Raw genomic sequence first — 13,331 nt, forward strand, 5'->3', positions numbered from 1 at the left:
CTTCGGATCGGACTCGCGGCCTGATCGGAGGTCACCGCTCAGCGGACGGAGCAGATCGCCGACCCGATCACCGCCGTCACCGCGTCCGGGTGCGACACCAGGGTCAGGTGCGAGCCGCCGGGGAACTCGGTGACCTTCGAGCGCGCCCGGTGGGCCATGAACCGTTCCGAGGACGGGGTGATGATCCGGTCGCCGGTGCTGATGAAGTACCAGGAGGGGATCGTCTTCCACGCCGCGGCCTTCGACGGCGTCGTGAACGCGCTGGTGGAGGCGGGCCGCTGGGTGGCCCACAGACGCACCGCGGTGTCCCGGGGCAGGTCGGAGGCGAACGAGCGGACGAAGACGTCCTGCTTGAGGTACAGGTCCGTCGCTCCCCGGGGCGCGTCCGGGTAGGACACCATGTCGTAGAGGGAGGCGGGATCGGCGGAGAGGGCGGAGCGGCGGCCGCTGAGCCCGCCGGTGGTCTCCCCGACGTCGGGCGCCGCCGCGTCGACGTACACCAGGGCCTTGACGTTCGGGACGTCCGCGGCGGCGTTCGTGATCACCGAGCCTCCGTACGAGTGCCCGACGAGCACGATCGGGCCGGAAACGGTTCTCAGGAAGTCGGCGACGGACGCGGCGTCGCCGTTGAGGTTCCGCAGCGGGTTGGCGATGGCCCGCGCGACGTAGCCCGCTCGTTGCAGGGAGCTCACCTCGCCGTTCCAGCTGGAGGTGTCGGCCCAGGCGCCGTGCACCAGGACGACCGTGGGCTTGACGCGGCCCGGCGACCGGCAGGGCAACGGCTCGGCCGTGAGCGCCGGCGACCCGTGCGCCGCCGTGGACGCCCTGACGGCCGTGGCCGTCTGGGTGCCGGTCGCCGGCGACGCCACCGCGGAGGCGGCGACCGCGGCGAGTGCCACCGCGGGTGCGATCCCCCGGAGCCGCCGGCAGGTGCGTGCGGATCTCATCTTTCTCCCCCTTGACGTGATGGGCGATCTTCGGGTTCCGGTGAGTGGTGCCCGGCGTCTTCGCGGCCGGTCGCCGGTCTCGCCGGAGAACCGGTCTTGTCGGAGAACCGGTCTCGTCGGGGAGCCGGTCTCGTCGAGGCGTCCGTTCTCCGGGCGGTCGCGTGTCGATCGGCTCCGTCCCCCCGGGCGCGGCGGGTGAGCAGCGCCGCGTCGGCGACGCCGGTGTCGGCGAGGCTGATGACGCGGGTACGGGGGTGCGCGGCCCGGGCGATCCTGGCGAGGACGTCCCCCGGGGGTGTCTGGACGAACAGGGTCGTGCCGAGCTCACCGAGCACGGCGATGACGTCGCGCCATCTCACCGTGGTGGCGACGCCACGGGCGAGGTCGTCGAGGACGGCGGCGGAGTCGCGCAGCAGGCGGCCCGTGGCGTCGCCGAGATAGGGGACGGCGAGGTGACGCCGGGGGATCGCGGCGAGGTGGTCCGCCATGGCGTCGGCGACGTGGCCGAGCAGCGGGCAGTGTGAGGGGACGGCGATGTCCAGGCGCCGCACGCGCCGGGCGCCGGCCCGGGCGGCCGCCGCGGCGAGGCGTTCCAGGGCGCGGTCGCTGCCGGCGACCACGACCTGCTGGTCGGTGTCGACGACGGCCAGGTAGGCCGGGTCGTCGCCGGTGCAGGTCGACTCGACCACTCGCCGGACCTGGGGCACGGTCAGCCCGAGAACGGCGGCCATGCCGTACCCGCGAGGGTAGGCGTCGCGCATCAGCTCGCCGCGGTGGCGCACGGCCGTGAGGGCTTCGGCGAAGGTCAGGGCGCCGGCCGCGACGGCGGCCGGGAACGCTCCGGCGGAGTGCCCGGCCACGGCGTCGGGAACGGCGCCCTCGCCGGCGAGGGCGCGGGTCGCGGCGACTCCGGCGACGCAGAGCGCGACCTGCGCGGTGACGGTGGACTCCAGCGCCTCGGCGGTGTCCCGCAGGGACGAGCCGGGCAGGATCCGCTCGGCCTCGGCGCGGGTCGCGGTGACGGCCGGATGGCAGGGCAGGTCGTGGAGCATCCCGGGCCGCTGGGTGCCCTGGCCCGGGTAGAGGAACGCGACGCTCATGCGGGGGCCCACGGGTCGTCCACCAGGCGCGGGCCGTGGTCGGTACGGGCCATGACGGGGCCGCCGGTGCGGACCCACTCGGCGAGGGCGATCCCGCCTCCGGGTGTCTCCAGCTGGCAGTCGACCCTACCGGGGAGGGCGACGAAAAAGGCCGCCAGCCGGGTGGTCAGGGTGCGGTCCAGCCTGCGCGGTGCCCGGATCAGCAGGTCCAGGTCGCTTCCGGGGTGGGTGACCGGCTGCCCGGTGGCCAGTTCGAAGCCGACCCCGCCGATCGGGCCCCAGGTGGTGTCGGCCTCCAGCTCGCCGGCGAGCAGGAGGGTGACGGCGGAGAGGGTGACGGCGAGCAGGGGGAGCCAGGGCCGCCCCCTCAGCTCCTCGGGCGGTACGGAGCGGATGACCGCGTCGCGGGGGACCAGGGCGGCGTGGCGCTGCCATCGCTCGGTCCCGCGGATGCCGACCGGGACGAGGCCGGGCGGGCGCGGCGCCCGCCGTACGACACACCAGGGGCAGGCGGCGATCGACGCGGGTACCCACCCCGGGGGCGTGTCGCCGAGCGCCGCGGCTCCGGAGAGCCGCAGCAGGTCGTGCGGGCGCGCGGTCACGGCCATTGGGCGGCGAGCGCCTCGCGGACGCGCCGGGAGGCGGCCCGGGTTCGCCGGGCGGCGGGCGAGGTGAGCCGGTTGCCCAGGTCGCGGGGGCCGCGGCGGGCCCGTTCGACGGCGGCGGTGAGCGCCTCCCTCACCTTTCCCGCGTCCTCGCCGGTCGGGTCGCCGGCGTTCTCGACGTCCAGGAGCTCGTCGCACAGGCCGAGCTTCGCCCAGTCGGTGACGTCGTAGGACAGCGGGGGGATGCGCCGGGCCAGCTCGTCGAGCTCGTCGACGGTCCGGCGGGTCACTCTCGCGGCGGCCTTCCTGTGCATGGCGTGCACCACCACGCCGGGGTCGTCGAGCGCCAGGATCTGGCCGGCCTGCGCGCCGTGCGCCAGGAATCCGCCGGACAGCGCCGTTCCGACGATGAGGGTGATCAGGGGGTGCCCCGCGGTGCGGGCGCGGGCGTAGGCGTCCACCGCGACGGCCAGGGCGTGGTGGATGCCGAGCACCTCCTCGACGCGCCCGTAGGCCTGGCTGGGCACGTCGACGACGGCGACGATCGGGCGGCGGCGGTCGTCGGGCAGGTGCGCGTCCCCGGTGACGACCTCGGTCACCGCCTCGGCGAGGGCGAGCCCCTCGCGGAGGCCGACCTCGCCGTGGCGGGCCCGGTGGTAGGGGCTCCGCGGGTCCGGCACGACGGCGATCAGGCGGGCGACGTCGCCGCCCAGGGTGGCGTCCGCCGTGATCACCGACGGGACCGTGTCGCTCACGTCGCCGTCGGCGAGCGCCCGCGTCCAGTTCCGGCCCCGGCTCGTCACCTGTCTCCCCTCGGCGCGGGCTCCCGCGGTACGGGCTGCTGTGGCGCGGTCTTCCGGCGGTGCGGCCTTCCGCGGTACGGCCTTCGCCCAGACGGCCGCGAGATCGGCCGGCTCCGGCGGATGGGCCGGGTCGACGGCCTGGAGACGGGCCCGCAGCTCGCCGATTCGCCGGGAGCGGTGCTCGCCGGGCACGCCGCGCCCCACCGCGTCGATCACGGCGGTTCGCACGGCGGTGACGTCGTCGAGGACGAGCGCGTCGGCCAGCGCGGTCTCGGTGCGCCGCGTGCCGCCGTCGATCGACCAGATCAGCGTGTGGTCGGAGGCGTCGAACTCGGCGACGCCGGCCTCGGACTCGATCACCTCGGGACCGTCGAGCCCGAGACGGCCCTCCCTGGTCATGATCAGGGAGGTGCACAGCCCGGCGGCGATGCTCATGCCGCCGAAGCAGCCCAGCGCTCCGGCGATGACGCCGACGACGGGCTGGAGGGCGCGCAGCTCCAGCAGCGCTGAGCACACCTCCGCGATCGTGGCCAGGCCCAGATTGGCCTCCTGCAGGCGTACGCCTCCGGTCTCCAGCAGCAGGATCGCGGCCGTCGGGGTGCCGGCGCGGTTGTCGGCGGCGGCGAGGGAGAGCGCGGCGGCGATCTTCGCGCCGGAGACCTCGCCGATGCCGCCGCCCTGGAAGGCCTGCTCGACACCGATCACGACCGCGGGCCGCCCGCCGAGTCTCCCCTTGACCACGACGACGCCGTCGTCGGACTCCGGGACGACGCCCTGGGGTTCCAGCCAGGGCGACTCGATCCGGTCGAAGGGGCCGCACAGCTCGCGGGCGGTGGCGGTGTCGAGCAGCGCGACGGCGCGCGCCCGGGCGCCCAGCTCTATGAAGCCGGTACGGGCGAGCAGCGCGTTCCAGTCCGTCCAGTCCGTTCGTGTGTCCTGTGACGTCATGCCCTGCCCTCCTCGACGGCCTGCCGCAGGCGCAGGGTGACCACGCCGGGGGTCGCCCCGAAGTCGTTGAGCTCGAAACTCCCCGCGACCCCGTGGCGGGCGAAGAACCGCTCCAGCACGGTCCGCCACACCGTGTCGAACCCGTCGACGCTGGTGCGTACGCGCACCCGGGCGACGGCGGCCCGCTCCGGGGTCATCAGGACCTCCAGATCCCCCGAACCGACCACCCCGACGTGCGCTCGCCGGGCGGCCGGACGGTCGGCGGGGAACTCGTAGTTCAGCGTCTGCACGTGAGCACCTTCCGTCCGGCCCGGGTGACGGGCTCCGGCCACGGCACCATGTCGAGGAAGAGCGCGGCGGCCAGCAGGTCGGCGCTCCCGCCCGGCGACAGCCGCCGTGCGACGCACCGCTCGTCCAGTTCGGCGAGGGCGGCGTGGCCGCGGGCCGTGCCCGCGCCTCCCCCGGCCAGGACGCGCCCGGCACCGGACCGTACGACGCGCAGGCCCTCGGGGCCGCCGCGGTGCAGGACGCAGGTGTCGTCCAGGAGGCTCATCACCGCCAGCAACGCGTCCAGCCGGGCCGCCTCCTCGGGGAGCCCGGCCGCCCTGGCCCGGCGCAGCCGCGGCAGGGCGACCTCGACGACGTGCGGGAAGGCGGCCTCGGCCTCGCCGCGGGCGCCGCGCACCCCGTACCGCCGCCGGGCCCGCTCGCCGTGGGAGGGCGCCCTCGCGGGGAGGTACCGGTCGGGGAGGGCGGCGAGCCGGGCCGCCCGGCCGGCGGCCTCCCGCTCGTCGGCGGCGCCCGCGGCGGTGACGACGAGCAGCCCGAGCGCCCACACCGCCCCGCGGTGCGTGTTCACCCCCCCGGTGGTCCGCAGCATGGCCGCCTCGCCCTCGCGGCTGAGCCGGCCCAGTTCCTCCCGGCGTTCGATCCCGGCGGGCGTCCGCTCCGCCGCCTCGGCGAGGGAGCGGAACATGGGGCGCAGCGCCCGGGCGGAGGCCAGGAGAAGCGGCAGGTCCATGTCGTCGTGCGCGCCGCGCCCACGGCGGTCGGCCAGGCCCGGCTTGGGGCTCAGGCACGCCTCCTGGCACAGCGCGCGGACGGCCAGGTCGGCGAGCAGGGCCGCGGAGGGCCTCGCCGTCCGTTCCCCCGCCGCGAGCGCGCCGCCGGTGACGGTCATCGGCCGGTCACCAGGTCCGGAACCGCGCGGGCGGATCGTACAGGCCCCCGGACCAGGCGACGAGATCCTCGATGCTGCGGGCCGCCAGCAGGGACCGGTCCGCCTTGCGGACGTCGACCTTGAGGTCCTCCGGCAGCGCGACCAGACCGTCGCGGCGCAGCTCGTCCACGCGCCGCTCGGCGATGTCGCGGCCGACCGGGGTGGCCCCCGCGACCGCGGCCACCGCCTCGCGCCGCTCGGCCAGGCAGACGGCCCTGTAGAGGTAGGCCACCCCCTCCTCGGTCACCACGTGGCTGACGTCGTCGCCGTAGATCATGACCGGCGGGATGGGCATTCCGGCGTCCTTGCCCACCTGGACGGCGTCCAGCGACTCCACGAACGCCGGGACGCCGCCGGAACGGAAGGTCTGCGTGATCTGCACGACGAGCTTGCGCCCCCGGGGCGCGGACGCCCTGCCGGTGAGCAGGCTCAGCCAGGCGGGGGAGGCGTGCCTGCGGCCGTGCGGGTCGTGTCCCATGTTGGGCGCTCCGCCGAAACCGGTCAGCCGGCTCTCGGTGACCGTCGAGGAGTTGGCGCGGGCGTCGATCTGCAGCGACGACCCGATGAACATGTCCACGGCGTACTGGCCCGCGAGCTGGCACAGCACCCGGTTCGACCGGAGCGACCCGTCCCTGCCGGTGAAGAACACGTCCGGGCGGGCGGCGACGTAGCGCTCCGTGCCGGGCTCCCCGCCGAAGCAGTGCACCGACTCGACCCAGCCGCTCTCGATGGCGGGGATGAGCGTCGGGTGCGGGTTGAGCGTCCAGTGCTTGCAGATCTTCCCGCGCAGGCCCAGCTCCTCGCCGTACGTGGGCAGGATGAGCTCGATCGCCGCGGTGTCGAAGCCGATCCCGTGGTTCAGCGTGGTCACGCCGTGCCGCTCGTAGATCCCGCGCAGCGCCAGCATGGCCATCAGGATCTCCACCTGGCCGATCTGGCGGGGGTCCCGGGTGAACAGCGGCTCCAGCGCGAACGGCCGGGGGCTCTCCACGACCAGGTCCACCCAGTCGCCGGGGATGTCCACCCGGGGAACCCTGTCCACCAGCTCGTTGACCTGGACCAGGACCACGCCGTCGTGGAACGCCGTCGCCTCGGCGATGGTCGGGGTGTCCTCGGTGCCGGGTCCGGTGTAGAGGTTTCCCTCGCGGTCGGCCTGCTCGGCGCAGAGCAGCGCGACGTCGGGGGTGAGGTCGACGAACATCCGCGCGTACAGCTCGACATAGGTGTGGATCGCCCCGACCTCGACCGTGCCGTCGGCGAGCAGCCGCGCCATGCGCACGCTCTGCGGGCCGGCGTAGGAGAAGTCGAGACGGCGGGCCACACCGCGCTCGAAGACGTCCAGATGCTCACGCAGGCTGATCGAGGAGATCAGCAGATGGAGGTCGTGCACCACCTTCGGGTCGCACCCGGCCAGTGCCTCGGCGAGGAAGTCCGCCTGCTTCTGGTTGTCGCCCTCCAGAGCCACCCGGTCGCCCGGCCGCAACAGCGCCTGCAGGGCGTCGCGCGTGCGCCCGGTGTCCAGGACCCGGCCCGAGGTGCCCGAGGTGCCGGAGGTGAAGGGTCTCACCGCCTCCAGCCGCTCGCGTTTCGCGGTCCGCCGCCGTGTCCAGTCCCGGGTTGCCACCTTCGTGAGTGCCATCGCCTGCCCCCAATTAAGGTCTTTGGGGCTAATACCTCGCGAAATATAAGAATTAACTCAAATTACGTTAAAGCGTTACAGTCGGTGATCGGGGTTCGGTATCGATCCGGCAGTCTTCGCCGCCGTGGGTGAGCCGACGCGGGGAAGGGCATACGGCGTCCCCGCCGAGCGGGAAGCTCTCCCGGGAAAGCCGGCGGGGGAGATCTCCCGAGCGGGGGGAGACTTCCAGGGAAAGCGAGGAGATCTCCCGGGGAAAAGGAGCGACCCCCCTCACAGGTCGAGGACGACCTTGCCGGGAACGCGGCGGGCGAGCAACGCCTCGGCCGTTCCGAGGGCCCGGTGTGGGGCGCCCGTCGGCGCCCCACACGGAAAGCGGGCACAGGACTCCGAATCTCGCCGGGCCACGCCATCCCCGGCCCGCCCCCGGCCGATCGTGCGCGGCTCTCGGCGGGCCGCTCAGCCGGACCGCGGGTCCGGGGGCGGGCCGGACGGCGACTCGAACCCGCCCGTCAGGACGGGACGCTTGGGCAGGATCCCGTCACCCGAGGAGCGGCCCGTCAGGCGGCGGCGCAGCCAGGGGGTGAGGTGCGCCGAGGCCCAGCGGAGGTCGGCGAGCAGCGCCGGTCCGGCCGCGGGCGGGCCGGGAGGGGGCGGGGGAGGGGCGGCGGCGCGGCCGAGCGCGGCCAGGACCTGGTCGGCGACCCGGCGGTGGCCCAGCGGGTTGAGGTGCAGGCGATCGGCGCTCCACAGCCTGTGGTCGTCGAACGCCCGGTCGCCGAACAGGTCGACCAGGTGGGCCCCGTGCCGCTCGGCCACCTCTGTGACGAGGTCGTTCATCGCGACGATGCGGGGCCGCAGCACGTGGGGCAGCGGGAGCCGGACGCTCAGGTCGGGGAAGGTGAAGAGCAGCACGTCCGCGCCCGACGCGCGCAGGCGGGCGACCACCTGGTCGAAGCGGTCGCGCATCGTGGTCAGGTCGAAGCCGCGCCACAGCGCGTCGTTGCCGCCCGCGGCGATGCTGACGAGTGACGGGTTCATCGCGATCGCCACGTCGACCTGCTGCGCGACGACGTCGTCGAACCTGCGCCCCCGGATGGCCAGGTTCGCGTAGCCGAAGCCGGGCGCGTCGAGATCCGCCGCCACGAGATCCGCCCACCCGCGCAACGTGCCGTCGGGAAGAGGGTCGCCGACCCCTTCGGTGAAGCTGTCGCCGAGCGCGACGAAGCCGAAGTCCGTCATGGGGTCCACCGCGCGTCACGTCCGAGGTGGGCGACCGGCGGCCGGCGGACCGGTGCGCCGTCGGTGGTGGCGGTGACCTTCCCCGAGGCGTCGCTCGCCCGCCGCTCGAGTTCGAGAATGTGCATGCGGCTCATCCTAGGAGCGGCGGCGACCTCGTCTCGGAGCGGGGAGCGGCCGGACCGATCGGGCCGTTCCGGACGTGCCTCGCGCATGTGAGGACGCGCCTCGCGCACGTGAGCCGAGTTCGTGGTCGGACGGCCGGTCGACGGCTGGTTTCCGCAGGTGCCTACCGGCCCGAAGGGCGGTTCGGCGCGGCGGGATCCGGCGTTCGCCCACGGGTGGTTCAGCGCGGCGGGATCCTGCCGAGACCGGCGACGACCTCGAACGCGCGCTCGGGGAACGGGTCGTCGTCGACGGGACGCCAGTCCGCCGCCAGGACCAGTCCCGGCTCGAGGAGTTCGAACCCCTCGAACAGCTCGCCGACCTCGCGCATGGTGCGGAGCCTGACCGGGTTGCGGGTCTGCCCGTACACCGCCAGCCCGGCGGACGCCTCGTCCTCCGGCATCGTGTCGGAACAGGCGTGGGTCAGCCCCAGGTAGCTGCCCGGCGCGAGGGCGTCACGCAACCGGGCCATGAGGTCGTGCGCGGTGTCGCCGGTGACGAAATGCCACACCGCGACGGTGAACACGCCGATCGGCCGGGTGAAGTCGAGCGTGGCCCGCACCCGGGGGTGGTCGAGGATCTCCTGCGGCCGGCGCAGGTCCCCGTGGATCGTCAACACGCCGGAGTGGTCCACCGTCGACTGATTGTGCGTGACGACCGTCTGGTCGTTGTCGACGTACACCACGCGGGCATCCGGGTGGACGCTCCGCACGACCTGGTGGAGGTTCGGGGGAGTGGGCAGACCGCAGCCGATGTCCAGGAACTGGTCGATACCGGCGTCGGCCATGGTCTTGGCGGCTCGCAGCAGGAACCCGCGGTTGGCCCGGCACGCGTCGGGGACCGTCGGGAAATGAGCCACCAGCATCTTGACGGCTTCCCGGTCCGCCGCGAAGTTCTCCTGGCCGCCGAGCATGACGTCGTACATGCGGGCCGCACTCGCCTGCGATGCGTCACTGGGATGGGTCACTGGGCGCCTTTCGGTGAAGGTGTGTGGTCGTCCATTACGTGAATGCGGTCACAGATCCTCATCAGAAGCGCTGTCGTGTCGCCGCTCTCGCAGGCCGCGACCGAGAGCCGGTCGAACGTGATGGCGTGCTCCTCCCGAAGGGATCGCTCGGCGACCTCCTCCCTCTCACCGTGGACGGCGATCATCTGGGGCCGGCCGTAACCGCGGCGAAAGATCGTGAAAGGCCCGTGCCCGGGGATGAACCGTGAACCCATCGGATTCACCTGGATGCTGATGCCCTTCATCTGGGCCGAGGCGGTCAGCGCGATGAGCTGGCGGATGTGCGCCTCCACTCCCGCGATCGGCCGCCACAGCACGGGCTCCTCGATCACGGCCCACAGCACGGGCCGGTCGGCGCCGGCGAGCACCTTCTGGCGGCGCAGCAACTGCTCGACGCTTCTCTCGACGTGGCGAGGCGGGACCGGGTACCGGCTCATCCGGTAGGCGGCCGCCGCGTACTCCGGGGTCTGCAGGAGCGGCGGGACGACGAACGGCTGGTAGGTGCGGATGAGGTCCGCGGTCTGCTCCAGGCGCATCACCACCGCCGCGTCCAGCGGAAGCTCCTTGCTGTCCCACCAGCCCGGCCTGCGCTCGCCGAACGCCACGGACAGCAGCATCTCCCGCTGGTACGGGTCGGTGACTCCGTACAGCGTGAAGAGGTCACGCAGGTCGTCCCTGCGGAAGCCTCGCTGACCGGTCTCCATACGGCTGATCTTCGACTCGCTGGCACGGATGGCCTTGCCGGCCTCGGCGGCGGTCAGGTTGCACTGGAGCCGGAGCTGCCGGAGCCGGGCGCCGACGATCTGGCGCGCCATGTCGCCGGCCTCCGCTTGAGCGCCCACATCCCCTCCGAGTGTCTCCGCCCGCCGGATGATCAGTGGGAACCCCCGCCCCCGTCGACTTGCCATGGCAAGATCACCTGGAAAGTGGAATTGAGGCTATTGCTTGTTTTCTCCGGCTGTCCAGGAATTCGGGATACCGTTCCGCGAAATTTCAAGATCACAAAACTTGCGAAAGGTGCGTCCGGTCAAGGCCTGCCCGCCCCCTCGGCCGGCCGGTCGAGGCGGTGCGGGCCGGCCGCGCGGCGAAGAGGGACGGCGGGCGTCCACGGGCCGGACGCGTGCCGGCATGTCACGCCGAGGACGATGCGGTTGACGTCCACCGCAGGTCGCCGGCGCACCTCGGCGTCCTTGATGACGACCGGCTCGCCGGGATGGGACGGAAGGTCCGTGCGGGACGGCTCCGGGGCCGAGAGCCCCGGGCGGTCAGCTCTCCTGCCCGTCGTGTCCGGAGGCGAGGCGGCGGCCGGTGATCTGCTCGGTGCGTACCACGATGTAGTGGTCGTGGCTGCCCGGTGCCCAGGTGCGCAGGGGGAGTGCGGACAGGCGTTCGATCTCGTCCGGTTCGCGTACGGCGCGTGCGGGTCCGACGGTGGTGACCGACCAGCCGGTGCGGGTGATGTGGTCGAACTCGTCGGCCTCGAAGGCGACGATCGCGTCGCCGGCCGCGGCGGCGAGCTTGGAGCCGATGCCCGTGCGGATCACGATGTCCTCGCCGTCGAGGACGAAGTTGACCGGCTGCACCGCGGGCAGGGCCCGGTCGGTGAACACGATGCGCCCGATCGAGGCCGACGCCAGGAGCGCGACGCACTCCTGGCGCGAGAGGATCTGCAGACCTGCCGAGTCGAGCTTCATACCCTCCAGGCTGCCCGTTCGCTCTACGACGACGTTAGGGACGAAAGTCCCCTGCATCCCCGCCGATCTGCCCTCAGGCGGGCGGCCATGGCCGCGACCCGTGGCCGGCGGCGCGCGGCGGCGGGTCAGCCCGCGGCGGACACCGCGGCGATCTTGGCCGGGTTCATCATCCACAGCACCTGGTCGATGCCCTGGGCCGAGGCGTTGACGGTGGCCACCGCGAACACCACGCCGTCGCGGCTCAGCAGAGCGGACGCCTGCCCGTTCAGGCTCGCCCACTCCACCTCGACACCGGCCCAGAACCGGTTCGCGAACGCCCTGTGGTACTTGGCCACCCGGAAGGCGCCCACCACGGGGATGCGAGAGGCCCGGACGGCGCCACCGCCGTCGGAGTAACTGATCACGTCCGCCGCGAAGAGTTCCTCCAGCGTGGCCAGGTCGCCGGAACGGGCGGCGGCGACGAAGGCCCTCAGGAGCCTGTGCTGCTCGGCGCCGGTCACCGGCGCGCGACGTTCGGCGACCACGTGTTTGCGGGCCCTGCTGACCAGCTGGCGGGCCGCCGCCTCGCTGAGCCGGATGATCTCGGCGATCTGCCGGTACGGGTAGTCGAACGCCTCCCGCAGCACGTACGCGGCGCGTTCGCTGGGCGAAAGTCTCTCCAGGAGGAGCAGGACCGCGAACCCCAGGGCCTCGTCCCGCTCGGCGCCGAGATACGGATCCGTGCTGGTGTCGACGGGTTCCGGAAGCCACGGGCCGATGTAGGTCTCGCGGCGGACCCGCGCGGACCGGGCGGCGTTGATGGCCAGCCGCGTGGTCACCGTCGCCAGGAACGCGGCCGGGTTGACCACCGCGCGGCGGTCACAGGTCTGCCAGCGCAGCCAGACGTCCTGCACCAGGTCCTCGGCCTCCCCGGCGCTGCCCAGCATCCGGTACGCGATCCCGAACAGGCGCGGCCGCATGTCCGCGAAGATCATCGCGGCCTGTTCGAGATCTATTGATTCACCGGGTTCGTTCGTCGGCGCGGTATCCGCCATGGTCATCGCCCCTTTCTCACCTTATCGGGGACCACGTCCCGGGCTGACGACCCTCCCCGCCGGCTTCCCGTGCCGGGTGTCCACGGCCTGCCTCGCGTGCGTGCCCGGTGCCGGCCGGGCCCGCGACCTCGCCCTCGGAGATCCTCCCGGTCGCGAATTCCCGGCGCCGGGGTGTCACAGGCCGGCTCGTGCACGGCATCGCCGACGGTCACGGCTCTGCCGGGCTCCTCCCCTTCCTCCAGGTCTTCTTCGCGATCTGGTGGGCGTGGATTTCCGCCGGCCGGCCCGGGGTGTTCGGTGTGCCCCGGCGGGCGTGGCCACGCCGAACACCCTCGCCCGGCCGCCGCCGGCGACCGCGAGGACCGCGGTGGCTCACGGCTTCACGTTTCCGGTGTGATTAGACCGTAATAAGGCGATCGCTTGACGGCATGGTTGTTAGCGTTCACAGTCTTGTCCAACGCAAGATGAGGAGCGGCCGTGCAGACAAGTGTGGGGCTCCACCCGCCGGTGGCTGCCAAGGCGTCCGGGTCGGCGAGCGTGTCACGCCGGACGGTCGCCCGGATGCTCGACAAGTCTCCGGGCGCGCGCGGAACGGGCGTCCGGAAACCGCGAAGCCGCGCGGCGACGCAGTGCCTGCGCACTGCCGTGGCGGGTCCGCGCGGAGGGCGCGCCAGGTGAACATCTCGCGCACGCCCTCGCTCACCCTGCGGGAGAACGGCACTCGGCCGAGGTAGCCGTCAAATCGGACGACCAGCACAATTCACGGTTTTCCGCCCAAAATGTTAACGCTCACATAAAGGACACCCCCCATGTTCCGAAAAGTCTCAGCGTTCGTCCTGGCGGGCGTCATCGCCACGGCGATGACGGGTTGCGGTAGCACGAGCACGCCGGCCACCGGCACCGACAGTGGCAAGGTCGCCGACGACGGCAAGATC

13 protein-coding genes are annotated in these 13,331 nt (G+C 73.1%); all 13 read right to left on the bottom strand.

The window, feature by feature from the left end:
* Positions 1–38 precede the first annotated feature (38 nt).
* Positions 39–947, bottom strand: coding sequence for an alpha/beta fold hydrolase (locus ACVCAG_RS32340; protein WP_440087000.1), 909 nt, complete (start codon positions 945–947; stop codon positions 39–41).
* Positions 944–2,047 carry an acyltransferase domain-containing protein gene (locus ACVCAG_RS32345; RefSeq protein WP_440086999.1) on the bottom strand — a complete coding sequence of 368 codons (1,104 nt, stop codon included), beginning with the start codon at positions 2,045–2,047 and terminating at the stop codon, positions 944–946. Before ACVCAG_RS32345 ends, ACVCAG_RS32340 begins: the two co-directional genes overlap by 4 nt.
* Entirely contained in the window at positions 2,044–2,655 is a 612-nt protein-coding gene (locus tag ACVCAG_RS32350) for a malonate decarboxylase holo-ACP synthase (RefSeq protein ID WP_440086997.1), read from the bottom strand. Before ACVCAG_RS32350 ends, ACVCAG_RS32345 begins: the two co-directional genes overlap by 4 nt.
* A complete protein-coding gene (locus ACVCAG_RS32355) occupies positions 2,646–4,403 on the bottom strand; it encodes a biotin-independent malonate decarboxylase subunit beta (protein ID WP_447191014.1) in 1,758 nt (585 codons plus the stop codon). The genes ACVCAG_RS32350 and ACVCAG_RS32355 overlap by 10 nt, the downstream gene beginning before the upstream one ends.
* Positions 4,400–4,693, bottom strand: a complete 294-nt coding sequence (locus tag ACVCAG_RS32360) for a malonate decarboxylase subunit delta (protein WP_440086995.1) — start codon at positions 4,691–4,693, stop codon at positions 4,400–4,402. The genes ACVCAG_RS32355 and ACVCAG_RS32360 overlap by 4 nt, the downstream gene beginning before the upstream one ends.
* Positions 4,681–5,583 carry a triphosphoribosyl-dephospho-CoA synthase gene (locus ACVCAG_RS32365; protein WP_447191015.1) on the bottom strand — a complete coding sequence of 301 codons (903 nt, stop codon included), beginning with the start codon at positions 5,581–5,583 and terminating at the stop codon, positions 4,681–4,683. Before ACVCAG_RS32365 ends, ACVCAG_RS32360 begins: the two co-directional genes overlap by 13 nt.
* Positions 5,584–5,590: 7 nt before the next feature.
* Positions 5,591–7,261, bottom strand: a complete 1,671-nt coding sequence (mdcA, locus tag ACVCAG_RS32370) for a malonate decarboxylase subunit alpha (RefSeq protein WP_447191016.1) — start codon at positions 7,259–7,261, stop codon at positions 5,591–5,593.
* 456 nt (positions 7,262–7,717) lie between these two features.
* Positions 7,718–8,500 (bottom strand): GDSL-type esterase/lipase family protein, encoded by a 783-nt coding sequence (locus ACVCAG_RS32375; protein ID WP_440086992.1) that lies wholly within the window; start codon positions 8,498–8,500, stop codon positions 7,718–7,720.
* Entirely contained in the window at positions 8,497–8,625 is a 129-nt protein-coding gene (locus ACVCAG_RS32380) for a hypothetical protein (RefSeq protein ID WP_440086991.1), read from the bottom strand. The genes ACVCAG_RS32375 and ACVCAG_RS32380 overlap by 4 nt, the downstream gene beginning before the upstream one ends.
* Before the next feature lie 218 nt (positions 8,626–8,843).
* Positions 8,844–9,629 (bottom strand): SAM-dependent methyltransferase, encoded by a 786-nt coding sequence (locus tag ACVCAG_RS32385; protein ID WP_440086990.1) that lies wholly within the window; start codon positions 9,627–9,629, stop codon positions 8,844–8,846.
* Entirely contained in the window at positions 9,626–10,510 is an 885-nt protein-coding gene (locus ACVCAG_RS32390) for a Scr1 family TA system antitoxin-like transcriptional regulator (protein WP_440086989.1), read from the bottom strand. The genes ACVCAG_RS32385 and ACVCAG_RS32390 overlap by 4 nt, the downstream gene beginning before the upstream one ends.
* A 423-nt stretch (positions 10,511–10,933) precedes the next feature.
* On the bottom strand, positions 10,934–11,362 hold the full coding sequence (locus tag ACVCAG_RS32395; protein ID WP_440086988.1) for a pyridoxamine 5'-phosphate oxidase family protein: 429 nt from the start codon (positions 11,360–11,362) through the stop codon (positions 10,934–10,936).
* 125 nt (positions 11,363–11,487) lie between these two features.
* On the bottom strand, positions 11,488–12,402 hold the full coding sequence (locus ACVCAG_RS32400) for an RNA polymerase sigma-70 factor (protein WP_440086987.1): 915 nt from the start codon (positions 12,400–12,402) through the stop codon (positions 11,488–11,490).
* Positions 12,403–13,331 lie beyond the last annotated feature (929 nt).

The organism is Streptosporangium sp. G12, from assembly GCF_052983175.1.

What these genes read in the sequence shown, in the direction of transcription:
- ACVCAG_RS32365 (WP_447191015.1), bottom strand. Translation starts at nt 5,583, where the DNA reads ATGACCGTCACCGGCGGCGCGCTCGCGGCGGGGGAACGGACGGCGAGG.
- ACVCAG_RS32345 (WP_440086999.1), bottom strand. Translation starts at nt 2,047, where the DNA reads ATGAGCGTCGCGTTCCTCTACCCGGGCCAGGGCACCCAGCGGCCCGGG.
- ACVCAG_RS32380 (WP_440086991.1), bottom strand. Translation starts at nt 8,625, where the DNA reads ATGCACATTCTCGAACTCGAGCGGCGGGCGAGCGACGCCTCGGGGAAG.
- ACVCAG_RS32350 (WP_440086997.1), bottom strand. Translation starts at nt 2,655, where the DNA reads ATGGCCGTGACCGCGCGCCCGCACGACCTGCTGCGGCTCTCCGGAGCC.
- ACVCAG_RS32395 (WP_440086988.1), bottom strand. Translation starts at nt 11,362, where the DNA reads ATGAAGCTCGACTCGGCAGGTCTGCAGATCCTCTCGCGCCAGGAGTGC.
- ACVCAG_RS32340 (WP_440087000.1), bottom strand. Translation starts at nt 947, where the DNA reads ATGAGATCCGCACGCACCTGCCGGCGGCTCCGGGGGATCGCACCCGCG.
- ACVCAG_RS32400 (WP_440086987.1), bottom strand. Translation starts at nt 12,402, where the DNA reads ATGACCATGGCGGATACCGCGCCGACGAACGAACCCGGTGAATCAATA.
- ACVCAG_RS32375 (WP_440086992.1), bottom strand. Translation starts at nt 8,500, where the DNA reads ATGACGGACTTCGGCTTCGTCGCGCTCGGCGACAGCTTCACCGAAGGG.
- ACVCAG_RS32355 (WP_447191014.1), bottom strand. Translation starts at nt 4,403, where the DNA reads ATGACGTCACAGGACACACGAACGGACTGGACGGACTGGAACGCGCTG.
- mdcA (WP_447191016.1), bottom strand. Translation starts at nt 7,261, where the DNA reads ATGGCACTCACGAAGGTGGCAACCCGGGACTGGACACGGCGGCGGACC.